At 71.8% G+C, this 23,184-nt stretch carries 21 protein-coding genes; 14 read left to right on the forward strand and 7 right to left on the reverse strand.

Translation table 11 applies throughout. The features are described from left to right. Positions 1 to 67: 67 nt before the first annotated feature. From DEJ25_RS08965 to DEJ25_RS08975, 3 genes are read left to right on the forward strand one after another with little or no spacing between them, the layout of a single operon-like run. Complete coding sequence (locus tag DEJ25_RS08965; RefSeq protein ID WP_110903886.1) at positions 68 to 295, forward strand: heavy-metal-associated domain-containing protein; 228 nt, start codon at positions 68 to 70, stop codon at positions 293 to 295. A 5-nt stretch (positions 296 to 300) separates the two neighbouring features. Next, complete coding sequence (locus DEJ25_RS08970; protein WP_258366459.1) at positions 301 to 2,514, forward strand: cation-translocating P-type ATPase; 2,214 nt, start codon at positions 301 to 303, stop codon at positions 2,512 to 2,514. Further along, positions 2,511 to 2,984, forward strand: coding sequence for a DUF4396 domain-containing protein (locus tag DEJ25_RS08975; protein ID WP_181427389.1), 474 nt, complete (start codon positions 2,511 to 2,513; stop codon positions 2,982 to 2,984). The genes DEJ25_RS08970 and DEJ25_RS08975 overlap by 4 nt, the downstream gene beginning before the upstream one ends. 88 nt (positions 2,985 to 3,072) lie before the next feature. On the opposite strand, the gene DEJ25_RS08980 is transcribed toward DEJ25_RS08975, so the two are convergent. Genes DEJ25_RS08980 through glgX form a run of 3 tightly spaced genes read right to left on the reverse strand, consistent with a single transcriptional unit; the run spans position 3,073 to position 6,225 of the window. Next, the gene (locus DEJ25_RS08980; RefSeq protein WP_110903884.1) at positions 3,073 to 3,258 is read right to left on the reverse strand and encodes a hypothetical protein; all 186 of its coding nucleotides are present in this window, start codon (positions 3,256 to 3,258) and stop codon (positions 3,073 to 3,075) included. Positions 3,259 to 3,298: 40 nt separating this feature from the next. Then, positions 3,299 to 4,186: an SDR family oxidoreductase gene (locus DEJ25_RS08985; protein WP_110903883.1), complete on the reverse strand. Its 888-nt coding sequence runs from the start codon at positions 4,184 to 4,186 to the stop codon at positions 3,299 to 3,301. Positions 4,187 to 4,206: 20 nt separating this feature from the next. Beyond that, on the reverse strand, positions 4,207 to 6,225 hold the full coding sequence (glgX, locus tag DEJ25_RS08990) for a glycogen debranching protein GlgX (protein WP_111044466.1): 2,019 nt from the start codon (positions 6,223 to 6,225) through the stop codon (positions 4,207 to 4,209). Positions 6,226 to 6,339: 114 nt separating this feature from the next. On the opposite strand from glgX, the gene DEJ25_RS08995 reads away from it, so the two are divergent. Beyond that, a complete protein-coding gene (locus DEJ25_RS08995) occupies positions 6,340 to 7,299 on the forward strand; it encodes an AraC family transcriptional regulator (protein ID WP_146240643.1) in 960 nt (319 codons plus the stop codon). 77 nt (positions 7,300 to 7,376) lie between these two features. On the opposite strand, the gene DEJ25_RS09000 is transcribed toward DEJ25_RS08995, so the two are convergent. Genes DEJ25_RS09000 through DEJ25_RS09010 form a run of 3 tightly spaced genes read right to left on the reverse strand, consistent with a single transcriptional unit; the run spans position 7,377 to position 10,844 of the window. Next, a complete protein-coding gene (locus tag DEJ25_RS09000) occupies positions 7,377 to 8,129 on the reverse strand; it encodes a copper homeostasis protein CutC (protein ID WP_111044468.1) in 753 nt (250 codons plus the stop codon). Beyond that, the gene (locus DEJ25_RS09005; protein WP_111044469.1) at positions 8,126 to 9,667 is read right to left on the reverse strand and encodes a M81 family metallopeptidase; all 1,542 of its coding nucleotides are present in this window, start codon (positions 9,665 to 9,667) and stop codon (positions 8,126 to 8,128) included. Before DEJ25_RS09005 ends, DEJ25_RS09000 begins: the two co-directional genes overlap by 4 nt. Continuing rightward, on the reverse strand, positions 9,660 to 10,844 hold the full coding sequence (locus DEJ25_RS09010; protein WP_111044470.1) for an ROK family protein: 1,185 nt from the start codon (positions 10,842 to 10,844) through the stop codon (positions 9,660 to 9,662). The genes DEJ25_RS09005 and DEJ25_RS09010 overlap by 8 nt, the downstream gene beginning before the upstream one ends. A 239-nt stretch (positions 10,845 to 11,083) precedes the next feature. On the opposite strand from DEJ25_RS09010, the gene DEJ25_RS09015 reads away from it, so the two are divergent. The 7 genes from DEJ25_RS09015 to DEJ25_RS09045 all read left to right on the forward strand — a co-directional run bounded on the left by DEJ25_RS09015 (position 11,084) and on the right by DEJ25_RS09045 (position 18,951). Further along, positions 11,084 to 12,880, forward strand: coding sequence for a peptide ABC transporter substrate-binding protein (locus tag DEJ25_RS09015; protein ID WP_111044471.1), 1,797 nt, complete (start codon positions 11,084 to 11,086; stop codon positions 12,878 to 12,880). Between the two features lie 157 nt (positions 12,881 to 13,037). After that, positions 13,038 to 13,997: an ABC transporter permease gene (locus DEJ25_RS09020; RefSeq protein ID WP_110903876.1), complete on the forward strand. Its 960-nt coding sequence runs from the start codon at positions 13,038 to 13,040 to the stop codon at positions 13,995 to 13,997. A 120-nt stretch (positions 13,998 to 14,117) separates the two neighbouring features. Then, complete coding sequence (locus DEJ25_RS09025; protein ID WP_111044472.1) at positions 14,118 to 15,014, forward strand: ABC transporter permease; 897 nt, start codon at positions 14,118 to 14,120, stop codon at positions 15,012 to 15,014. Continuing rightward, positions 15,011 to 16,726, forward strand: coding sequence for an ABC transporter ATP-binding protein (locus DEJ25_RS09030; RefSeq protein ID WP_111044473.1), 1,716 nt, complete (start codon positions 15,011 to 15,013; stop codon positions 16,724 to 16,726). Before DEJ25_RS09025 ends, DEJ25_RS09030 begins: the two co-directional genes overlap by 4 nt. Continuing rightward, entirely contained in the window at positions 16,723 to 17,667 is a 945-nt protein-coding gene (locus DEJ25_RS09035) for an ROK family protein (RefSeq protein WP_111044474.1), read from the forward strand. Before DEJ25_RS09030 ends, DEJ25_RS09035 begins: the two co-directional genes overlap by 4 nt. A gap of 56 nt (positions 17,668 to 17,723) precedes the next feature. Next, on the forward strand, positions 17,724 to 18,440 hold the full coding sequence (locus tag DEJ25_RS09040; protein WP_111044475.1) for a phosphatase PAP2 family protein: 717 nt from the start codon (positions 17,724 to 17,726) through the stop codon (positions 18,438 to 18,440). 52 nt (positions 18,441 to 18,492) lie between these two features. Then, a complete protein-coding gene (locus tag DEJ25_RS09045) occupies positions 18,493 to 18,951 on the forward strand; it encodes a MarR family winged helix-turn-helix transcriptional regulator (RefSeq protein ID WP_111044476.1) in 459 nt (152 codons plus the stop codon). Here the strand turns inward: DEJ25_RS09045 and DEJ25_RS09050 are convergent. Further along, positions 18,929 to 19,387: an iron chaperone gene (locus DEJ25_RS09050; RefSeq protein ID WP_110903870.1), complete on the reverse strand. Its 459-nt coding sequence runs from the start codon at positions 19,385 to 19,387 to the stop codon at positions 18,929 to 18,931. The two genes, DEJ25_RS09045 and DEJ25_RS09050, sit on opposite strands and share 23 nt — an antisense overlap. A 53-nt stretch (positions 19,388 to 19,440) precedes the next feature. Here DEJ25_RS09050 and mgrA point away from each other — a divergent pair, with 53 nt between their 5' ends. The 3 genes from mgrA (at position 19,441) to DEJ25_RS09065 (ending at position 23,183) form a co-directional block, all read left to right on the forward strand. Beyond that, the gene (mgrA, locus tag DEJ25_RS09055; protein ID WP_111044477.1) at positions 19,441 to 20,484 is read left to right on the forward strand and encodes an L-glyceraldehyde 3-phosphate reductase; all 1,044 of its coding nucleotides are present in this window, start codon (positions 19,441 to 19,443) and stop codon (positions 20,482 to 20,484) included. 99 nt (positions 20,485 to 20,583) lie between these two features. Then, positions 20,584 to 21,762 (forward strand): Fic family protein, encoded by a 1,179-nt coding sequence (locus DEJ25_RS09060; protein ID WP_220033200.1) that lies wholly within the window; start codon positions 20,584 to 20,586, stop codon positions 21,760 to 21,762. A 197-nt stretch (positions 21,763 to 21,959) separates the two neighbouring features. Further along, the gene (locus tag DEJ25_RS09065; protein ID WP_110903868.1) at positions 21,960 to 23,183 is read left to right on the forward strand and encodes an MFS transporter; all 1,224 of its coding nucleotides are present in this window, start codon (positions 21,960 to 21,962) and stop codon (positions 23,181 to 23,183) included. Position 23,184: the final 1 nt, after the last annotated feature.

Genomic DNA, 23,184 nt, shown 5'->3' on the forward strand with positions numbered 1-23,184 from the left:
CGGTAAAGGTACCCCCCATGGGTATGCGCACATCGTACCCGCCCGACGGGCGACACGAGGAGGACCGATGACCGAGCAGCAGACCGTGACCTACGCCATCGACGGCATGACGTGTGAGCACTGCGTCATGAGCATCGACGAGGCGTTCCGTGAGTTGCCGGGCGTGACCGACGTGCAGGTCGACCTGGTCGCCGGCGGCCGCTCCACCGCGACCGTGACGAGCACCGCACCCCTGGACGGCACGGCCGTCGACGCTGCGGTCGAGGACGCCGGCTACACCCTGGCGGAGCGCTGACCCCGGTGGCGGCACCTGCTCCCGCGGTCGAGCTCGCGATCGAGGGCATGACGTGTGCCTCGTGCGCGAACCGCATCGAGCGCAAGCTCAACAGGATGCCCGGGGTGTCGGCGACCGTGAACTACGCCACCGAGACCGCGACGGTCTCGCTGCCCGACGGCACCGCGGTCGACGACGCCATCGCGACCGTCGAGCAGGCCGGCTACGGAGCACACCGCCCCGAGCCCGAGCAGCGCGACGTGGACGCCCTCGCCCCGCTCCGACGACGCTTGGTCGTCTCCACCGTCCTGGCGGTCCCGGTCGTCGCGCTGTCGATGGTCCCCGCGTTCCAGTTCCCCTGGTGGCAGTGGGTCGCGCTCGTGCTCGCCGCCCCGGTGGCGACCTGGGGTGCCTGGCCCTTCCACCGGGCCGCAGCACTGAACGCCCGGCACGGCACCGCGACGATGGACACCCTCGTCAGCCTGGGCATCGTCGCCGCCGGACTCTGGTCGGTGTGGGCGCTCGTGTTCGGCGGCGCCGGTGGGACCGACATGCACATGACCTTCGCGTTCACCGCGCCCCGTGGTGCCGCGCCCGAGCCGTACCTCGAGGTCGCCGCCGCCGTGACCGTGTTCCTGCTCGCCGGCCGGTACGCCGAGGGCCGCGCGAAGACCCGGTCCAGCGCCGCCCTGCGTGCGCTGCTCGCCCTCGGCGCCAGCACCGCCCGGGTGCTCCGCGACGGTCGGGAGGTCGAGGTCCCGGCCGCGTCCCTCCGTGTCGGCGACCGGTTCGTCGTCCGACCCGGTGAGCGGATCGCCACCGACGGCACCGTCGTCGACGGGACCAGCGTCGTCGACACGAGCGTCATGACGGGGGAGAGCGTCCCCGTCGAGGTCGGCCCCGGCGCCGCGGTGACCGGCGCGACCGTCAACGTCGGCGGGCTGCTCACCATCGAGGCCGTCCGGGTCGGTGCGGACACCGAGCTCGCCCGGATCGGCAAGCTCGTGACCGAGGCGCAGACCGGCAAGGCCGACGTCCAGCGCCTGGCCGACCGGGTCTCCGGGGTGTTCGTCCCCGTCGTGCTCGGGCTCGCCGCACTGACCCTGGTCGGGTGGCTCGTGCTCACCGGGGACGTCGAGGCCGCCCTGACCGCCGCCGTCGCGACGCTCGTCATCGCCTGCCCCTGCGCGCTCGGCCTCGCGACACCGACGGCGCTCCTGGTCGGCACCGGCCGCGGGTCCCAGCTCGGGATCCTCATCCGCGGCCCACAGGTCCTCGAGGCCACCCGCCGGATCGACACCGTCCTGCTGGACAAGACCGGCACGGTCACCACCGGCACGATGCGGGTCACCGACGTCCTGCCCGCCGAGGGCGAGGACGCCGACGCCGTCCTCCGCGCCGCGGCCGCCGCCGAGTCCGGTTCCGAGCACCCGATCGCCCGGGCACTCGTCGCTGCCGTCCCGGACGTGCCACGACCGGAGTCGTTCGCGTCGAGCGCCGGCCTCGGCGTGCAGGCCGGCGTGGACGGTGTCCTCGTGCTCGTCGGTCGACCGTCCTGGCTCGCCGACCAGTGGGCCGTCCCGATGCCCGGGTCGCTGGCCGTCGCCGTCACCGATGCCGAGCAGGCCGGGCGCACCACGGTCGCGGTGGCGTGGGACGGCCGGGTCCGCGGGCTCGTCGTCGTCGCCGACACCGTCGCGCCCGGCGCGGCCGAGGCCGTCCGCCGGCTGCAGGAGCTCGGCCTCGACACCATGCTCCTGACCGGGGACGCGGCCGGGGTCGCGCACCGTGTCGCGGCCGAGGTCGGCATCGGCCGGGTGACTGCCGGCGTCCGACCCGAGGACAAGTACCGCGTCGTCACGGAACTGCAGGCCGCCGGTCGCACCGTCGCCATGGTGGGCGACGGCGTGAACGACGCCGCCGCGCTCGCCGCCGCGAACCTGGGCATCGCGATGGGCACCGGGACGGACGCCGCCGTCGAGGCCGCGGACATCACCCTGGTCCGTGCCGACCTCCGGGCCGCCGTCGACGCCGTCCGGCTGTCGCGCCGCACGCTCCACACCATCCGGACGAACCTGTTCTGGGCCTTCGCCTACAACGTCGCGGCGATCCCGCTCGCGATGGCCGGGCTGATGAACCCCGTCATCGCGGGTGCCGCCATGGCGCTGTCGTCGGTGTTCGTGCTGACGAACAGCCTGCGCCTCCGCCGCTTCCGGTCGGTCGACGGGAGCGCACGATGAGCGGACACACCGGCGACATGGGCGGACACAGCGGCACCACCACGTGGTCGACGGCGGCCCAGGCGACGCTGCACTGCCTGACCGGCTGCGCGATCGGCGAGGTCCTCGGCATGGTCATCGGCACGGCCACGGGGCTGCACGACGCCGGCACCGTGGCGCTGTCGATCGTGCTGGCCTTCGTGTTCGGCTACGCCCTGACGATGCGCGGAGTGCTCCGCTCCGGGCTGTCGCTCCGGGCGGCGGTCCGGGTGGCGCTCGCCGCCGACACGGTGTCCATCGCGGTGATGGAGGTCATCGACAACACGGTCGTCGTCGCGATCCCGGGCGCCCTGGACGCGCAGCTCGACCAGTGGCTGTTCTGGGCGTCGCTGGCGCTCTCCCTCACGCTGGCCTTCGTCGTCACGGTCCCGGTCAACCGGGCGCTGATGCGCCGCGGGCTCGGCCACGCGAAGGTGCACGGGCACCACTGAGCGCACCACGGCGCACACATGACGGGAGGCCCGGTACCAGCTGGTACCGGGCCTCCCGTCATGTGGTCAGCGCGTGTGCACCGTCCGGTCAGGCGTCTGCGTCGCCCGCAGCGGCGTCACCGTCGGTGGCGTCCTCTTCCGGGTTGAAGTGCGAGTCGTCACCGACGAACCCGGCGGCCACGCCCTCGGGCTCGTTGGGGACGGTCCCGTCGTCGCCGAGGCCGTCCGGCTTCGGCGTGCCCTCGGGGTCGTGCGCCGTGGTGTCGTTGCTCATCGTGTGCTCCTTCGCAGTGCTGGCCGGACTCGGACGTCGGTCAGAAGGCGGGCGTGCCGCCCGCGACGGTGATCGTCGAACCGGACTGGTAGCTCGATTCTGGACTGACCAGGTGGACGTACGCCGCGGCCAGCTCGGCGGGCTGACCCGGACGCCCGAAGGGCGCCTGCTGCCCGAACGTCGACACTGTCTCGGCGTCGTCCGAACCCGGCTGCAGCGGTGTCCACACCGGACCCGGGGCGACCGAGTTGACGCGGATGCCCTTCGGCGCGAGCTGCTGGGCGACCGCCTCGGTGAAGAGCTTGATCGCACCCTTCGAGACGGCGTAGTCGATCTTGTCCGGCGACGGGGTGGACGCCTGGATCGAGCCCGTCGTGACGATCGTCGAGCCGGGCTCCAGGTGCGGGACCGCGGCCTTCGTCAGCCAGAACAGCGAGTAGATGTTCGTCTTGAAGGTCGAGTCGAACATCGACGTGTCGAGGGTCAGGATGTCGTCGTTGCTGTCCATCCGACCGGCGACCATGACGAGCGTGTCGAGGCCGCCGAGTTCGTCGACGCCCTTCTGCACCAGATCGGTGCAGTACTGCTCGTCGGAGATGTCGCCGGGGAACAGCACGATCGTCCGGCCCTCGGCCTGGAGCAGGTCGCGGACCTCTTCCGCGTCCTGCTGCTCGTCGGGCAGGTAGGAGAGCACCAGGTCGGCGCCCTCCCGAGCGAGGCCGATCGCGGCGGCGCGGCCGATGCCGGAGTCGGCACCCGTCACGATGCCGCGGAAGCCCTCCAGCCGGCCCTTGCCGACGTAGCTCTCCTCGCCGTGGTCCGGCTTCGGGTCCATCTTCCACGCGGCCCCGGGCAGCGACTGCTCCTGCTTCGGGAACGGCGGGACCGGGTACAGGGTGATCGGATCGTGCTTCTCGTACTGGCTCATCGCTCCACTGTCCTCCGGTGTCACTGCAGGGCGGTGAAGGAGGCGTCGCGGACGAGCAGCGTGGTCGCCTCGCCGTCCACGGCCTGGTCGGGGTCGCTCGACAGGCCGAGCGACCACGGACGGCCGTCCGCACGCTCCGGCAGCGTGAACTCGACGGTCGTCTCGGAGGCGTTCATCAGCACCGCGACGCTGTCGTCGCCCTGTTCGAGCACCAGGATCACGGCGCGGTTGCCGCCGTCGGTCCAGTCGCCGTCCTCGAAGTCGTTCGCGTCGGCGCGGAGCACGGACACCGTCGACGGCGACAGACCGGGCGCGGTGCGGTACCACTCCGGGCGCAGGGCGACGTGCTGCTTGCGGAAGGCGATCGCCGCGGTGGTGAAGGCCAGCAGGTCCTCGTCGGCGGCGGCCCAGTCGAACCACGAGATCTCGTCGTCCTGGCAGTAGGCGTTGTTGTTGCCGCCCTGCGAGCGGGCGATCTCGTCCCCACCCAGGATCATCGGCACGCCGGCCGAGAGCAGGAGCGTGCCGAGGAAGTTCCGGCGCTGGCGGTTGCGGTAGTCGTTGACGCTCTCGTCGTCGGTCGGCCCCTCGATGCCACCGTTGAACGAGGTGTTGTTGCTCTCGCCGTCGTTGTTGTCCTCACCGTTCGCCTCGTTGTGCTTCTCGGCGTACATGGTGAGGTCGGCCAGCGTGAAGCCGTCGTGCGCGGTGACGAAGTCGACCGAGCAGAGCGGCGACCGGCGCGAGCCCTCGTAGACGTCGGGGGAGCCGAGGACGCGCTGCACGGCATCGCCGAGCGTGCCCTCGTCGCCGCGCCAGAACGAGCGGAGGTCGTCGCGGTACTTGCCGTTCCACTCCGACCAGTCCGCCGGGAAGCCGCCGACCTGGTAGCCCGCGGTGTCCCACGGCTCGGCGATCATCTTGACGTCGCGGAGCACCGGGTCCTGGTGGATGATGTCGAGGAACGCGGAGTGCTTCTCGGCCTCGCCGTCCTGCCGGGTGAGCGTGGTGGCGAGGTCGAAGCGGAAGCCGTCGACGTGCATCTCCTCGACCCAGTAGCGGAGCGAGTCGGTGATGAGCCCGAGCGCGGTCGGGTGCGACACGTTCAGGCTGTTGCCCGTGCCGGTGGTGTCGAAGTAGTTGGCCTCGTCGCCCTCGACCAGCCGGTAGTACGACTGGTTGTCGAGGCCCTTGAAGGAGAGCGTCGGGCCCATGTGGTTGCCCTCGGCGGTGTGGTTGTAGACGACGTCCAGGATGACCTCGAGGCCTGCGGCGTGCAGGGCCTTGACCATCTCCTTGAACTCCGCGACCTGCTGCCCGGCGGTGCCCGAGGCGGAGTACTCGTTGTGGGGGGCGAAGAAGCCGATGCTGTTGTAGCCCCAGTAGTTGCGGAGGCCCTTGTCCACCAGGGTGGAGTCCTGCACGAACTGGTGGATCGGCAGCAGCTCGACGGCGGTGATGCCGAGGTCGGTGAGGTGCTTGATCGCGGCCGGGTGTGCCAGGCCCGCGTAGGTGCCGCGGATCTCCTCGGGCACGTCGGGGTGCTGCTTGGTGAAGCCCTTCACGTGGACCTCGTACACGACGGTGTCGGCGAGCGGGGTCTCGAGTCGGGTGTCGCCCTGCCAGTCGAACGAGCGGTCGGCGACGACTGAGCGCGGCATGGCGTCGGCCGAGTCGGACTCGTCCATCTGCTCCGGCTCGTTCATGTCGTGGCCGAACAGCTCCTGGCCCCACCGGTAGTCACCGTCGATCGCGGTGGCGTACGGGTCGAGCAGCAGCTTCGCGGCGTTGTGGCGCAGGCCGTTCGCCGGGTCCCAGGCGCCGTGGACGCGGAAGCCGTAGCGGGTGCCGACGGTGACGTCCGGCACGACGTCGTGGAAGGTGTAGCCGGTGCGCTTCGTCAGCTCGGTCCGGTGCTCGGTGCCGTCGTCGTCGAACCGGCAGAACTCGATGCGCTCGGCAGTGCTGGAGAAGACGGCGACGTTGGCGCCGCCGTCGACGAGGGTGACGCCGAGCGGGTTCCGCGTGGAGGAGGTCATGACTCCTTCTACCGGTCGGTGACTGTGCTCGGCATCGATCGGCGTACCCCGGGGCGGCATCCGCCGGGCGGCGCGGTGCTCGCGCGCGGCGGACGAGCATGGGAACATCAGGTCGTGACCCATGTGCGCCCGAGCTCGGGGACCCCTGACGGCTTCCGCGCCGTCCGGTTGGCGGGGACGAGTGCGACCCGCCCTGCCGTCCTCGACGACAAGTACGGTACCGGCGGTGGCATCGGCGACGAGCGCTCCGCGTTCCGTTACACGGGCGCGGGCGACGCCGACCTGTCCCTGAGCGGTTCCGCCGTGGAGGGCCCCCGCACCGGGACGATGGAACCCCGACCGGCGCACATCGTCTTCTGGATCGGTGACGGCAGCGTCGTCATCACCGGGGAGGACGGTGTCCGCTCCGCGGTACGTCCGGGCCAGCCGTTCCTGCTCGCCGCCTCGCTCCGGTACGAGTTCGAGGCCGCGACCAGCCGCGTGTCGATGCTGCACCTGTCCGATCGGCTGCTCCGGTCGGCGCTCGCCGCCGACGGCGTGCAGGTGGCCGGCCCGCTGCGGTTCCGCCGGGTCGAGTCGGACACCGACCTGGCGGCGCTCCGGTCGGCGCTGCAGACCCTCGGCACGGCGATCACCGCGCCGGAGGTCGAGGGTCGAGCGCGTGCCGAGCTGAACCTCCGGGTCGCCCGCGTCGTCATCGCCACCTTCCCGGTGGACGTCCCCGCGACCACGAGCAGTGAACGGCTCCGCGATGCCCTGACGTACATCCAGGAGCACGCGCACGGAGTCGTCACCCTCGCGGACATCGCCGCTGCCGCCGGCATGAGCCCTCGCGGCCTCCAGCAGTCCTTCAACCGGTCGGTCGGGGTCTCCCCGCTCGCGCACCTGCGGAACGTCCGGCTGGACGCCGTGCACGAGGCGCTCCGGTCAGCGGACCCGTCGACCGCCGCGGTCGCCGAGGTCGCCCGGGACTGGGGCTTCGCCCACCTCGGCCGGTTCTCCGGCGCGTACCGGGAACGGTTCGGGGAGTTGCCGAGCGTGACGCTCCGCAGCGGCGTGCACGCGGAGGACTGACCGGCCCACCGCTCGGCAGGCCGCGGCACGCACGGCACGGCCGGGAGGCCCTGGGCGCGCCCGACCCATCGCCCGCGTCAGCCGCGGTGTCGGTCCACTGCAGCCCGTGCTGCCCGTACCACCTCGGCATCGGTCTCGAAGTGACCGGACCCCGCGTCCCCTGCGCCCATCGGGACGCCCCTGTGCGCAGTGTCCGCCAGACGTTTGGCCGAGAGGTGCACGGCGGCGGCGCCGGTCGCGAGGAGCACGGGTACGTCCGCCGGGGTGACCCCGGCGCCGGCCATCACCTGGACGGGACCTGCGGCCGTGACCATCCGGGCGATGGTGTCGGCACCGGCGAGGGCGGTCGGGGCACCACCGGAGGTGAGGACCCGCGTGAACCCGAGGTCGGCGAGTCCGGCCGCGGCGGCGACCGGGTCGGCGGCGTGGTCGATCGCCCGGTGCAGCGTGACCTCGGCGTCGGGGCGTTCGGTGCGCGCGGCGGCCACGAAGCGCGTCAGGGTGTCGGCGTCGAGCGTGCGGTCCGGGCGGAGCGCGCCGACCACGACGCCGGTCGCCCCGGAACGCAGGACGGCGACGAGCTCGCGCTCCATCAGGTCGATCTCGTCCGGGGCGTGCACGAAGCCGCCCGGACGGCAGCGGACCAGGACGTGTACGGGGATCCCGGTGGCGACGGCGGCCTCGACGAGCCCCTGCGAGGGGGTGAGCCCGCCGAGTTCCAGGGCGCTGCAGAGCTCCACCCGGTCGGCACCCCCGGCCCGTGCGGTCGCGGCGCCGGTCGCCGAGGTGACGGCGATCTCGAGGGAGCGGGTGGCGGTGCGTCCGGTCATGCGTGGGCTCGGAGCGGTCGGTCGGACGCGGGGATGATCCGGGCGGTCAGGTCGGGCGGCTCCGGGAAGGTCCGATCGAAGGGGAACACGGGCCGTTCGATCCGGTGGTGGCCGAGGCGTTCGAGGTCCTGGTCGACACCGCCCGGGGTGAGCGCGAGCATCCAGTCGGCGGCCATGTCGTACAGCTCCGGTTCGAGGTAACCGATCTTGACGACGACCAGGTCGGCACTCCGCGGGTCGAGGTCCAGGTCGGTGAAGTCGTGCTCGTGGTGGTACGGCTTCCGCAGCTCGGTGAGGATCGCGAACACGCTGCCGACCTGCAGCACGACCTCGGTCCGGGCGTCCCGGTCGCCGTGCTTGACCGCGTGCACGCGTCCGGTCATGGTGATCGGTCCGGCGTGCAGGTCGTCGACCTCGGCGCCGGCGGTGACGGTGACGGTGGCCCCGACGCCGGCTTCGACACAGGCGGCGACCGCGGTGGGGCCGGGGACGCTGGCGTAGAGGACGACCGGGCCGTCGGCGCTCCAGAACTCGTCGCGGGCGAGCAGCTGCGTCAGACCCCAGGTCATGTCGCCCGAGCCGCCGGCGGTCGGGTTGTCGCCGGAGTCGGAGACGAAGTACGGGCGTGCGGCCCCGGGGGCGAGAGCGGCGGCCAGGCACTCGTCGAACGACCCGGTCGGTGCGACGAAGGCGAAGTCCTCGCGGGCGTCCCAGAACGCCCGGGCGAGCCGCTCGGCACCGGCGGCGACGGCGTCGGTGTCCCACCCGGTGACGACGGTGACGGCACGGTTCCGCGGCTGGTCGGCCCAGGCGTACCCGACCCAGATCGCGGCGTCGAGGACGCCCTCGTCTCGCTCGACGTCGGCCACCTGCGCGTAGACGGAGGCCGCGGGCTCGATCCGGGTGGAGGTCTTCTCGCCCGGCAGCAGGACCGGGATCGGGATCCACGCCTTCACCGGGCGCTGTGCCCCGACCGGGCGGGTGGTGAGCACGTCGACGAGGTTGCGGACCGCGCGCTCCTTCGTCTCGAGGGCGTCCTCGTGCGGGGCCATCCGGTAGCAGGTGATGAGGTCGCACTGGTGGGCGAGCTCCCGCGACACGTTGCCGTGCAGGTCCATCGACGCCGAGACGACCACGTCCGGCCCGACGACCGCGCGGATCCGCTCGAGCAGCGTCGCCTCGGCGTCGTCGAGCCCCTCGACCACCATCGCGCCGTGGATGTCATACCACAGGCCGTCGATCGTGGTCTCGGCGGCGATCGCGGACAGCCGGTCGGTGATCTCGGTGCTGAGCTCCTCGAAGGACTCGCGGAGGACCACGCCACCCGGCAGCGCGTGCCCGATCAGCGCACCGCGGAAGTCGGCCCGCTCGGCCATCGGTGCGAGGAAGTCGTAGCGCGCGACCACGTCGTCGCCGCGGTCCGGGTGGAAGGCGGTGGCCGGGGTGCGGGTCGGCGTGAACGTCGACGTCTCGATGGCCAGGCCGGCGACGGCGATGACCGGACGACGGGTGCCGGCGGTGGTTCCGGTGTCAGACACGGGTGCTCCTGTTCCTGGTGGTGCGCAACGGGACGGGGGTGGACAGTTCCTCGAGCGACGCCGCCAGGCCGCGCTGCAGGGCGAACTGGCCGGCCCCGACGAGACCGGCGTCGGCCCCGAGCGAGGCGCGCTCGATGACGAGGTGCTGCGTCACGAGCGGGTGGCAGCTCTCGTAGAGCTGGCTCCGCACGGCGGCGACGAACGGGTCGAGGGTGGAGAGGATGCCGCCGAGGGAGACGGCGTCCGGGTTGAAGAAGTTGACGTTGGCGGCGAGCACCTCGCCGAGGTACCGCCCGGCCAGGCGGACCGCGCGGGTCGTCTCCGGGTGCGCCTCCGACGCCAGCCGGACCACGTCCTGCGTCGAGCTGACGTCCACACCGGCTTCGCGGAGGATCCGGACGAGTGCGGCGCCGGACGCCACCGTCTCGAGGCAACCGGTGTTGCCGCACGAGCACGGTGTGTCGCCGGCGGCGTCGATGCGCACGTGCGTGATGTCGCCCGCGGCACCGGTGGAGCCGCGGTAGAGGTGGCCGTCGATGATGATCCCGGCGCCGATCGCCGACCCGGCCTTCACCGTGATCGCCTGGCGTCGGGTGGACGGCTGCACGGTCTGCTCGCCCGCGGCCATGCAGTTCGCGTCGTTGTCGATCGCGGCCGGTACCCCGAAGTGCTCGGTGAGCCACGCGGCGACCGGGAAGCCGTTCCATCCGGGCATCCGGCTCGGCAGGTCGACGACGCCCGCCTCGACGTCGACCGGGCCCGGGAGGCTCAGCCCGACCCCACGCAGTCCGTCCCGTCCGCGTTCGGTCACCAGGGCGTCGAGGAGCTCCGCGAGAGCCGCCAGGCCGGCGGTCGGACCGTCGGCGAGCGCGAACGGGACGGTCGATACGGACTCGAGCGCCCCTCCCGGCAGGACGATGCCGATCCGGACGTGACCGCCACCGAGGTCAGCGGCGACCGCGTACTCGTCGGTGCCGCCGATCCGGAGGACCTTGCGAGGCCGGCCGCCGGTGGAGACGTCGGTGCCCTCCTCGGCGAGGATGCCGTGCGTGAGGAGCTGACCGACCACGTGGGACACGGTCGAGGGGGCGGCGCCGAGCACCTGGGCGATCTCGGTGCGGCTCGACGCCTGTCCGCTGGCGATGAGTTCGAGCACGCGCGAGCTGAGGTCCGGCACGACTTTCTCCAATCGGCGTCAACCGGGCGCGGTGACCGCCCGACGTCACCGAGCCTACGGGGCAGAAGTGTCGGTCCGCGCTTTCCGCCGTTCCGCAGAAACAGACTATTTACACGAGAACGTTTGTTTTTCCAACGACTTCGGCCATTGACTGTGCACGTGCCACCGGGGCCTGGTCCTGGTCGCACTCCCGTCCCTCCACCACGCCGACGATGGCGTCCTCGCGCAAGGAGACACGCATGACCAAGCCCCGTCGCTGGGCCCTCCTCACCGGAGCCGCGCTCGCGGTGAGCGCACTGCTCGCCGGGTGCTCCGGGGGCGGTTCCGCCACCACGAACGCGAAGTCCGACGAGATCGACTACGCGCTGCCGGCCAACTTCACGCCGAACTGGATCCTGCCGATCGGCACCGCCGCGCACCTCAACACGAACAACGGCTCCATCGCGCAGTCGCTGTACGAGCGCCTCATCGCCTACGACGGGTCCACCGGCAAGATCGGCTGGGACAAGCCCGGGTCCGTCGCCACCGCCGCCGACTTCGCCTCGGACAGCAAGAGCGTCACGATCACGCTCGGCGACCGGCACTGGTCCGACGGTGAGCCGATCACGAGCCGCGACGTGGAGTTCTGGTTCAACCTGATCAAGGCGAACGCGAAGGACTGGGGCTCGTACTCCGAGGGCAAGGCGCCGGACAACTGGACGTCCTTCACGACCGTCGACGACACGCACTTCACGATCGCGTTCGACAAGGCGTACAACAAGGACTGGATGCTCGCCAACCAGCTGAGCTACATCATCCCGCTGCCCCAGCACGCCTGGGACAAGACCAGCGCCTCCGGCAAGGTGACCGACGCCGACCGCACCGCGACCGGAGCGAAGCAGGTCTGGAAGTTCCTCAACACCGCCGCGGGCAAGATCGCCGACTACGACTCCGACGACCTGTGGAAGACGATCTCCGGCCCCTACGGCCTGTCGTCGTTCACCACCGCCGGCAAGGTCCAGCTCACCGCGAACCCGAAGTACGACGGGGGCGAGAAGGCATCGATCAAGACGGTCAACCTGCTGCCCTTCACCACCGCGGACGCCGAGACGAACGCGCTGCGCTCCGGTGCGGTCGACTACGGCTACATCAACGCCACCGACCTCGACCAGAAGGACTCCTTCACGTCGAAGGGCTACGAGGTCGACCCGTGGACCGGCTGGGCGATCACGTACATGCCGTACAACTTCAACAACCCGGACATGGGCGCCGTCTTCAAGCAGCTGTACGCCCGCCAGGCCGTGCAGATGTCGATCGACCAGGAGTCGCTGTCGAAGGTCGTCTTCAACGGCACCGCCACCTCGACCTACGGGCCGATCCCGCAGGCGCAGGAGTCCGACTACGTCTCCGACGTGCAGAAGGACAACCCGTACCCGTTCAGCACGAAGCAGGCCGCGGCGCTGCTGACGAGTCACGGCTGGACGAAGCAGGGCGGCACCATGGTCTGCACCGACCCGGGCACCTCGTCCAGCCAGTGCGGCGAGGGTGTCGCCGAGGGCACGAAGTTCGCCATGAAGGTGCTCTCGCAGTCCGGCTCGACCGTCACCGACAACATGATGAGCGCCATCCAGTCGTCCCTGGAGAAGACCGGCATCGGCTTCTCGATCAAGACGGCCCCGGTGTCGAGCGTCCTGTCGCAGACCCCGACCTGCACCGCCGACGAGTCCAGCTGTGACTGGGACCTGTCGTTCTTCGGCACCGCCGGCAGCTGGTACTTCCCGGCCTACCCGACCGGTGAGTCCCTGTTCTCCACCGGCGGTTCGGCGAACTTCGGCAGCTACTCGAACAAGCAGGTCGACTCCCTCATCGACGCGACGACGACCTCCACCGACGCGAGCGCCGTGCAGGACTACAGCGCCGCGGTCGCGAAGGACCTGCCCGTGATCTGGCTGCCGAGCCCGGACTACCAGATCTCCGTCAAGAAGAGCGGCCTGACCGGGTTCGACCAGGACTCGCTGGCCAACTTCCACCCCGCCCAGTGGAAGTGGACCGAGTAGGTCACTGACGCGACCACGGCCTGGCGCGTCCCGCTCAACGGCAACGCGAAGCGTTGCGCGGGACGCGCCGTCCGAGCCCGCGAGGGCGGACGGTGCGGGCCCGACCCGCACCGCGCCTCCGTCCCGCTCACCCATCCACCCCGACGACGGAAGCAGCATGACCACTGCCCTCTACCTCACCCGCCGCGTCCTGCAGGCGCTCGCGGTGATCCTCATCGTCACCGTCGTGGTGTTCTGCCTGCTGCACGCGCTGCCCGGCGGACCCGCCCGCGGCGTGCTCGGCGTCTCCGCGACGCCCGCCCAGATCGCCGCGTTCAACCAGGCGCAGGGCCTCGACCAGTCACTGCCGGTGCAGTACCTCCGGTTCCTCGGACGGTTGCTCACCGGTGACCTCGGCACCTCGTACACGCTCAATGAACCGGTCTCGCAGCTGATCCAGGAGCGCATCCCGAAGACCCTCGTCCTCACCGGACTCTCCGCCGTGCTCGGGATCGTCATCGCGATCCCGGTCGGCATGTGGCAGGCAGCCCGACGCAACGGAGCGATCGACTACGCCGCCACCGCACTGGCGTTCGTCTTCTACGCGACCCCCGCGTTCTTCCTCGGCCTCGTGCTCATCATCGTGTTCAGCCAGCAGCTGCCGTGGCTACCGTCGCAGGCCCCGAGCGGCACCACCCTCGCCGAGGTGTTCCAACAGCCGGCCGGACTCGTCCTGCCGGTGCTCACCGGCGCCCTCGCGATGATCGCCGTCTTCAGTCGCTACATGCGGGCGGCGACGCTGGAGAACCTGCAGGAGGACTACGTCCGCACCGCCCGGGCCGGCGGTTCGTCGACGGCGACGATCCTGCGCCGGCACGTCTTCCGGAACTCGCTGACGCCGGTCGTGGCGATGCTCGGCTACTACCTGCCGGTGCTCTTCGGCGGGGCGCTCGTCACGGAGCAGCTGTTCAATTACCCCGGCATGGGGCTGCTGTTCTGGAACGCGGCGCAGACGTCGGACTACCCGACGCTGCTCGGCTGCGTGCTCGTGATCTCCATCGCGACGGTGATCGGCACACTCCTCGCCGACGTCGCACAGTCCCTGATCGACCCGCGAGTGAAGGCAGGCCGCGCATGACCACCGTCCAGTCCCTGATCGACACGTACCGGACGAGCGCCGTGAAGGCAGGCCGCGCATGACCACCGTCCAGTCCCTGATCGACACGTACCGGACGAGCGCCGTGAAGGCAGGCCGCGCATGACCACCGTCCAACTCGCCCCCGAGACCCCCGGTGCACCGATCACGGTCGCCGCGACCGGCTTCCGGCTCGCCGCCCGCCGGTTCCGGCACAACACCCTCGCCGTGATCGGCCTGGCCGTGCTCGTCCTCATCGTGCTGTTCTGCTTCGTCGGACCGTTCCTGTACCCGACCGACCAGACCCACACCCTGCTCGAGCAGGCGAACCAGCGCCCGAGCGGTCCCCACCTGCTCGGCACCGACGCCGTCGGCCACGACGTCCTCGGCCGCCTGATGTACGGCGGCAAGGTGTCGCTGATGGTCGGCATCGCCGCCGGGATCCTGGCCACCGTCGTCGGCACACTGTGGGGCTCCGTCGCCGGGTACGTCGGCGGTTGGGTCGACGCCGTGATGATGCGCGTCGTCGACGCCGGCATCGCGATCCCGGCGCTGTTCATCCTGCTCGTCATCTCGGCGATCACCACCCCGGGCGTCTGGGGCCTCATCGTGATCCTCGGGTTCGTGTCCTGGCTCGTGCCCTCCCGGCTCATCCGCGCCGAGACCCTGACGCTGAAGAACCGCGACTTCGTGCTCACCCTCCGCGCCATCGGCGGCTCGCACGCCCGTGCCGTCGGCCGGCACCTGCTGCCGAACTCGGTGTCGACCATCGTCGTGGCCGCGACGTTCCAGGTCGCCGACGCGATCCTCCTCGTCGCCTACGTCTCGTACCTGGGCCTCGGCGTGCAGCCGCCGGCCACGGACTGGGGCGGCATGCTCTCGGCGGGACTCACCGCCGCCTACTCCGGTCGCTGGTGGCTGATCGTGCCGCCGGGACTCGCCGTGATCCTCGTCGTCTGTGCGCTCAACGCGGTCGGCGACGGACTCCGGGACGCATTCGACGTGAAGGGCCGCGGATGACCGCCACCGAACCGATCCTCGCCGTCGACGACCTGGGGGTGCACTTCAGCACCGAGTCCGGCGACGTGCACGCCGTCCAGGGCGTCTCCCTGGCCGTGGCCCCCGGCGAGACCCTCGCCCTCGTCGGCGAGTCCGGCTCAGGAAAGTCCACTGTCGCGCTGGCCGCGATGGGGCTGCTCTCCGGCAACGCGACCGTCACCGGCAGCGCGGTCGTCGACGGCCACCAGGTCGTCGGTGCGCCGGAACCCGAGCTCCGACGGCTCCGTGGACGAACGGTCTCGATGGTGTTCCAGGAGCCCGCCACCGCCCTCGACCCACTCACCCGCGTCGGGGCGCAGATCGCCGAGGTCATCCGCAACCACCGGCAGGTGTCCGCCGCAGCCGCCGCGACCGAGGCCGTCGACCTGCTCCGCCGCGTCGGCATCCCCGCTCCGGAGGAGCGTGCCAAGGCGTTCCCGTTCCAGCTCTCCGGCGGGCAGCGACAGCGCGTCGTCATCGCGATGGCGATCGCCAACGAGCCGGCGCTCCTCATCGCCGACGAACCGACCACCGCGCTCGACGTCACCGTGCAGGCCGAGATCCTCGAGCTGCTCCGGGCGCTCGCCGTCGACACCGGTACCGGGGTACTGCTCGTCACCCACAACATGGGCGTCGTCGCGGACTTCGCCGACCGGGTCGCCGTGATGCTGCAGGGTTCCATCGTGGAGACCGGCGGCGTCGAGGACGTCCTGCTCCGGCCGCAGCACGAGTACACCGAGCGGCTGCTGGCCGCGGTGCCGCGCCTCCAGACCGCCGCGTCGGTCGCCGACGGCTCGGCCGACGCACGCCCGGCCATCCTGGACCGGCCAACGTCCGCCGACGATGCGGACGGGAGGCCCGGCACGCCCCCGGTGGTCGACCTGCGCGACGTCTCGGTCACCTTCGGTCGCGGCGCCCGCGCGGTGCACGCCCTGCGCGGCATCGACGTCACCGTGCACGCGGGGGAGACCGTCGGCCTGGTCGGCGAGTCCGGCTCGGGGAAGTCCACCGCCGCCCGCGTCGCCCTCGGACTCGTCCGCCCCACCGCCGGCAGCGTCCGGCTCTTCGGCTCGGACCTCCGCCGTACCCGTGGACGGGACCGCCTGGCGCTCCGTTCCGGCATCGGCGTGGTGCTGCAGGACCCGGTGGCGTCCCTCGACCCGCGGATGTCCGTCGGCGAGTGCATCGCCGAACCGCTCGCCATCCACCGGCGGCGGACCTCGGCCGCCGACCGTCGTCGCCGCGTGGACGAGGTCCTGGACGCCGTCCGCCTGCCCCGCACCCTGGCCACCCGGGCTCCCCGGGAACTCTCCGGCGGGCAACGCCAGCGGGTCAGCCTGGCCCGGGCGCTCGTGCTCGACCCGCGGCTGCTCGTCGCCGACGAACCGACCAGCGCGCTCGACGTCAGCGTGCAGGAGGCCGTGCTCGAGGTCCTCACCGACCTGCAGGCCGACCTGGGCTTCGCGTGCCTGTTCGTCTCGCACGACCTCGCCGTCGTGCAGCAGTTCGCCGAACGGGTCGTCGTGATGCGTGCCGGCGCGGTCGAGGAGCAGGGCCCGACCGGCTCGACGCTCCTGCACCCCACCACGGACTACACCCGACGGCTGCTCGCCGCCGTGCCGGTCCCGGACCCGGTGGTGCAACGACAGCGTCGGACCGAGCGCCTGGCCTCCCTCGCCGCGGTGACCCCGTGACCGCGGAGGTCGTCGCCGGCATCGACGTCGGCGGGACGAACACGAAGGTCCTCCTCGCCACCACCGACCTCGAGGTCCTCGACCGCATCGACCTGCCGACGCCTGCGCACGACGGCGGCGACGCGATCCTCGACGCGGCCGAGGCGGCGGTGCGGTCCCTGCTCGACCGGCACCGGGCCTCCCTGGCGGGTGTCGGGGTCGGGGCTGCCGGTGTCGTCGACGCGACCACGGGCACGGTGCTCGTCACCGCGAACTCGTTCACCGGCTGGGCCGGGTACGGCGTCACCGACGCCGTCACCGCACGGCTCGGGGTGCCGGCGACGCTCGACAACGACGTCAACGCGTTCCTGCTCGGCGAGGTCGCCACCGGCGCCGTCGCGGGCGAGTCGGACGTGCTCGGCATGACGCTCGGGACCGGCGTGGGCGGTGCGCTCGTCCTGGGTGGCTCGCTGTTCGGCGGACCGCACGGTGCCGCGGGGGAGATCGGCCACGTGCCCGGCTTCGGCGACACCCCCTGCACCTGCGGGCAGCGCGGACACCTCGAGACCGTCGCGGGCGCCCGCGGGATGGCGGACCGCTACGCCGCCAGCACCGGCCGACGACTGGGCACACACCAGGTCGCCGAGGCCGCACGAGCCGGGGACCCGGACGCGCAGGCCGTCTTCGCGACCGCGGGGTGGGGCGTCGCCCGTGCCGTCCTGCTCACGGCGGGGATCCTCGACGTGACGACGGTCGTCATCGGCGGTGGTGTCGCACGGTCGTGGGACCTGCTCGCGCCGGCCGTCGCCGTGGCACTGGCGGACGAGCCGCCGGTCAGCGGGGCGGCTATCCGGGTCGAGCAGTCGGCGCTCGGGTCGGACGCTGTGGCGCTGGGGGCGGCGGCGCAGGTGCGGCGGCTCGTCGTCAGAGGGGCGGTCGAGGCGGGGCTGAGCGCTCTCTGATCTGCCGGGGCCGGACTCTCGGCACGGCAGCAGTGCGCCGGCTGGAGGATGAGCGGATGACCGACGCGCCCGCCCTGACGCCTGCCCGCCGGGAGCGCACGTCGACCGGCATCCTCGTGCGCACGCCGTACCCGCTCGCGACGCTCGCGATCGCCCTCGGCACCGTGATCGTCATCACGATCGTCGGGTTCGTCCTCGGCGACGTCGACTTCGGTCTCGCGCACGCGCTGAACACCCTGCACACCGGGGGGTTCGGGGCGTTCACGTCTGCGGTCTACCACGTGATCAGCCCCGCCCCGGCGATCGGCGTCACGATCATCGTCACCGGGGTGGTCTGGGCCGTGCAGCGCGACGTCCGCCCGGCGGCCGCGTTCGCCGGGACGGTCGCGATCACCTGGGTGCCATCGGACCTCGTCAAGGAACTCGTCCAGCGCCCCCGCCCGGACACGTCGCTGCTGCCGCACCCGTTCGCCACGCAGCCCGACCCCTCGTACCCGAGCGGGCACACCGTCTTCATCGTCGCCATCGTCATCGCCCTGACGTGGGTGCTCCGCGACACCCGATGGCACACCCTCGCGGTGACGCTCGGCACCGTGGTCGTCGTGGTGGTCGTGCTGTCGCTCACCATCGACGCCGTGCACTACCCGACCGACACCGTCGCGTCGGTGGTGTGGGCGCTCGCCGTCGCGCCGGCCGCCCGGCTCGTCTGGGTGGACTGGGCGATGCCGCGCATCCCCGTGCTGCGGCGCCCGGCGCTCACCGCACGGCACTGAGCGCCGTCCGTCGCCCAGCAGGCTGTCCGTCGGCGCGGGTTACGGTGCGGGGATGACCTCCCCGACCTCCGACGACGCGTTGGCCCGGCTTGCGGACGTCGTCCTCAGCGTCGCGCGGGAGCTCGACCCGACCGGGCCGCGCGCGGTCGACGTCGTGCCACTGACCGGTACCGAGGTCCTGGTGATGCGCTGGGTCGACACGAACCCCGGGACGACGCCGAGTGCCACGGCGGACGCGACCGCGCTCCGGCGGAGCAACCTCAGCGTCGCGCTCGGGTCGCTCGTCGCGAAGGGCATGGTCGAACGCCGTAGGCACCCGGACGACGCCCGGACCGCACAGCTGTTCCCGACGGCGCTCGCGGCCGAGAACATCGGTGTGCTGCGGGCCCGGTGGGCGGACGCGCTCCGGACAGCGCTCGGGGCGCAGGGCATCGACGCTGCCGCCGTGGTGTCCGCCGTCGGCCTGCTCGAGCGGATCGAGGCGGGGCTCAGGCCGTCGCGCGACGGATGAGCTCGGCGACGGCCTGCTCGTCGGCGCCGGAGAACTCCGGCGTCACCGCGAACGAGGTCGGCCAGAACGACCCGTCGTCCAGCGTCGCCGGGTCCTGGAACCCGAGCGTCGAGTAGCGCGCCTTGAACTTCCCTGCGTCCTGGAAGAAGAACACGACGGCGCCGTCCTTCGCGTACGCGGGCATGCCGTACCAGAGCTTCGGTGCCAGGTCGGGAGCAGCCTCGAGCGCGATCCGGTGGATCCGTTCGGCCAGACCCCGGTCGGGCTCGGGCATCGCGGCGATCTTGTCGACCACGGCCTGGGCGTCCAGCGCCGCCTTCTCGGCCTTCGTCGTCCCGCGTTTCCGGCTGGCCTTCACCTCGGCCGCGTGCTCGCGCATCGCAGCACGCTCCTCGGCGGTGAAGGTGGTCTCGGGCGCGTCGTCGCGTGCTGCCATGGGTGCTCCCTCGTCGGTGCAGCCCACGGTAGCGCCGTGGCAGGCTCGGGTCCATGACCTACATCGCTGCCGACGACCGCTACGACTCGATGACCTACCGGCGGACCGGGCACTCGGGCCTCGACCTGCCGCTGCTCTCGCTGGGCTACTGGCACAACTTCGGCGACGACGTCCCGTTCGAGACCCAGCGAGCGGTCAGTCGCCGGGCGTTCGACCTCGGCATCACCCACCACGACCTGGCGAACAACTACGGCCCGCCCTACGGTGCCGCGGAGCTGAACTTCGGCAAGCTCATGCGCGAGGACTTCGCGCCGTACCGTGACGAGATGGTGGTCTCGACGAAGGCCGGCTGGGACATGTGGCCCGGCCCCTACGGCCAGGGCGGCGGCTCCCGCAAGTACGTCCTCGCCTCGCTCGACCAGTCCCTCCGCCGTACCGGGCTGGACTACGTCGACGTCTTCTACTCGCACCGCCTCGACGCCTCCACCCCGCTCGAGGAGACCATGGGCGCCCTGCACACGGCCGTCCAGCAGGGCAAGGCGCTCTACGTCGGCATCTCGTCCTACGACGCGGACCGCACCCGTCAGGCCGCCGCGATCCTCCGCGACCTCGGTACGCCGCTCCTCATCCACCAGCCGTCATACTCGATGCTGAACCGCTGGATCGAGACCGAGGGGCTGCTCGACGCGGCCGGCGAGCTCGGGTTCGGTGTGATCGGGTTCACCGCCCTGGCGCAGGGGCTGCTCACCCGCAAGTACCTCGACGGCGTGCCCGAGGGCTCGCGTGCCGCGGCCGGGAAGTCGCTCGACCCCTCGTCGATCACGCCCGAGGTCGTCGAACACCTCCGTGCGCTCAACGCCGTCGCCGAGTCGCGCGGCCAGACGATGGCGCAGCTCGCCCTGGCCTGGGCCCTGCGGGACGAGCGGGTCACCTCGCTCGTGATGGGTGCCTCCCGCGTGGAGCAGCTCGAGGACAACGTCGCCGCGCTCGCGAACACGACGTTCTCGGACGACGAGCTCCGCACCATCGACGAGCACACGGTCGGCATCACCGACGTCGACCTCTGGGCGGGGGCCCGCTCCGGCGAGGTCTCCTGACCCGAGCCGGCCCGACGGAAGTGTCACCAGCGGGGCACGAGTTCGACACTTGGTAGGCTAAGTGTCGAACTCAAGCCCACGCAGTGACAGGAGGACGACATGGGATGGCCCGCCGTCGACTCCGAAGAGCTGTGGTTCGAGTCCCGGTACGCCGGATTCGGCGTCGCCGCGAGCCGACGATCCAGCGTCGGGCATGCGTACAGCGCTGCCGTCCCGCCGCTCATCGTCGACCTCGACCCGGTGATGTCGTCCGCGACGGCCGCCGTGGTCGACGATGCGACGGAGGCCCTGGTCCGCTTCGATGCGGGCCTCGGTGGCGAGATCGCTGCGTTCGCGCCGCTCCTGATGCGCTCCGAAGCCGCGGCTTCGTCGCAGATCGAACACCTGACCGCGAGTGCGCGAGCCGTCTTCACCGCTGAGCTCGGCGACACGTCGCGGCAGAACGCTGCACAGATCGTCGCCAACACGCGTGCGATGCAGGCGGCGCTCGACCTGGCGGACGAACTCACGCCGGAGACGGTCCTCGCGATGCACGCCGCGCTCCTCCATGGCGACCCGCACCACGATGCCGGAGCGTGGCGGGACGAACCGGTCTGGATCGGACGGGCCGCGGACAGTCCTCGGGGTGCGGAGTTCGTCGCGCCCCGAGCCGACCGCATCCCGGCGCTGATCGACGACGTCATGCGGTTCGCGCGGCGGTCCGACCTACCACGGCTCGTCCAGATCGCCGTCGCGCACGCGCAGTTCGAAACGATCCACCCGTTCACCGACGGCAACGGCCGGACCGGGCGGGCGCTGATGCAGGCGATGTTCCGCGGAACCGGACTGACGAGGAACGTGACCATCCCCGTCTCCGCCGGCCTGTTGACCAACACCGCTGGGTACCACGCAGCCCTCGACTCGTACCGCGCGGGTGACGTCGAGGCGATCGTCCTCGCCACCGCCGAAGCGTGCTTCCGAGCGGTGCACAACGCCACGGTCCTGGTGGACGAGGTGCACGCGGTGCGTGAGCGCTGGCGGGAGACGGTCCGGTCCCGGAGCGATTCCGCAGTGTGGCGCGTCCTCGAGGTGATCGCCCGTCAGCCGGTCGTCACCGCGGCGACACTGGGAGTCGAGCTCGGGCCGTCCGTGAACGTCTACCGGGCCCTCGACACCCTCATCGTGGCCGGCGTGCTGCAGGCGAAGTCCGAGTACTCGCTGCGTTCGCGGGTCTACCGCAGTGACGATGTCCTCCGCGCCCTCGACGCCTTCGCGGCTCGCGCCGGCCGCCGCGGCTGACGGCTGCGCTCGCTCTGACGGAGGAGCGCCGGACGGGAGGCTCGGTGCCGACCCTGGGTGAGCCTCCCGTCCGGCAGGTACAGTGGACGGGCAAACCAGTAACAACCGTGTATCTACCGGACGCCGGCACCCCGGCGGACAGCGGCGGCACCCGATGGGTCCGCTCCACACGTGGGCCGAGAAGGCACACCCCCACCATGCTCCAGGCGCGTTCCTCCGGCGCTTCCCTGATCGCCCTCGCCGGGCGGTCCTACTTCCCCATCGCCTTCGTGGCGCGACTGCCGTTCGCGATGATGGTCGTCGGCGTGCTGACGCTCGTCGTCGCCGCGCGCGACTCGGTCGCCCTCGGTGGCATCAACTCGGCCTCGGTCGGCATCGGCTCGGCGTTGTTCGGGCCGCTCGTCGGCGCCGCCGCGGACAAGTACGGGCAGCGCGCCGTGCTCGTGCCCGTCGGCCTGGCCAACGCGGTCCTGCTCGGCGCGCTGCCGTTCGTCGTCCAGAGCAGCGCCCCGGACCTGGCCGTCCTGGCGATGTCGTTCCTCATCGGCGCGAGCGCCCCGCAGGTCGCGCCGATGTCCCGCACCCGGCTCGTCGCCATCATCCGGAACCGGATGGAACCGAAGCGGCACGAGCGGGTCCTCAGCGGCACCATGGCGTACGAGTCCGCCGCGGACGAGACCGTCTTCATCGTCGGACCGTTCCTGGTCGGCGTCCTCGCGAGCGCCATCGCGCCGTGGGTCGCCGTCGCCGGTGCCTCGGTCCTGACGTTCGTGTTCGTCACCGCGTTCGCCCTGCACCCGACCGGTCGCCTGACCCTCGGGCATGCGTCCGACCCGCGTCCGGCGCCGGCCCGGCAGCTCCTGCGGCCCCGACTGGTGGTGGTCGTCGTCGGCATCCTCGGCATCGGGTTCTTCTTCGGGTCGACGCTGACCGCGCTGACCGCGTTCATGGCCGACCACGGCGGGTCGTCGCGAGCCGGGTTGCTCTACGGCCTGATGGGCATCGGCTCGGCCGGGCTCGCGCTCGGCTCGGCGGCGTTCCCGCGGGCCTTCCGGCTCGGTTGGCGGTGGCTGCTCTTCGGCGTCCTGCTGCTCGGGTCGGCGATCGTCTTCGCCACCGCGGACTCCGTGCTGGCGGTCGGGATCGTCCTCGCCGTGATGGGGATCGGCATCGGCCCCACCCTCGTCACCCAGTACAGCCTGGGCTCGGATCGGTCGCCGGTGGGCCGTTCGGCGACGACCATGACGATCCTCGGCTCGGCGGTCATCGTCGGGCAGTCGATCGCGAGTGCGGTCGTCGGTGAGGTCGCCGAGCGTGCCGGCACCCCGGCCGCGATGGCGTTCCCGGCGATCTCGGCCGCGATCGTCGTGCTGGCGGGCTTCGCCAACCTGGTGCTGTCCCGCCGGGAAGCGGTGCGCTGAC

This window comes from Curtobacterium sp. MCPF17_011 (genome assembly GCF_003234145.1).
GTDB lineage: Bacteria > Actinomycetota > Actinomycetes > Actinomycetales > Microbacteriaceae > Curtobacterium.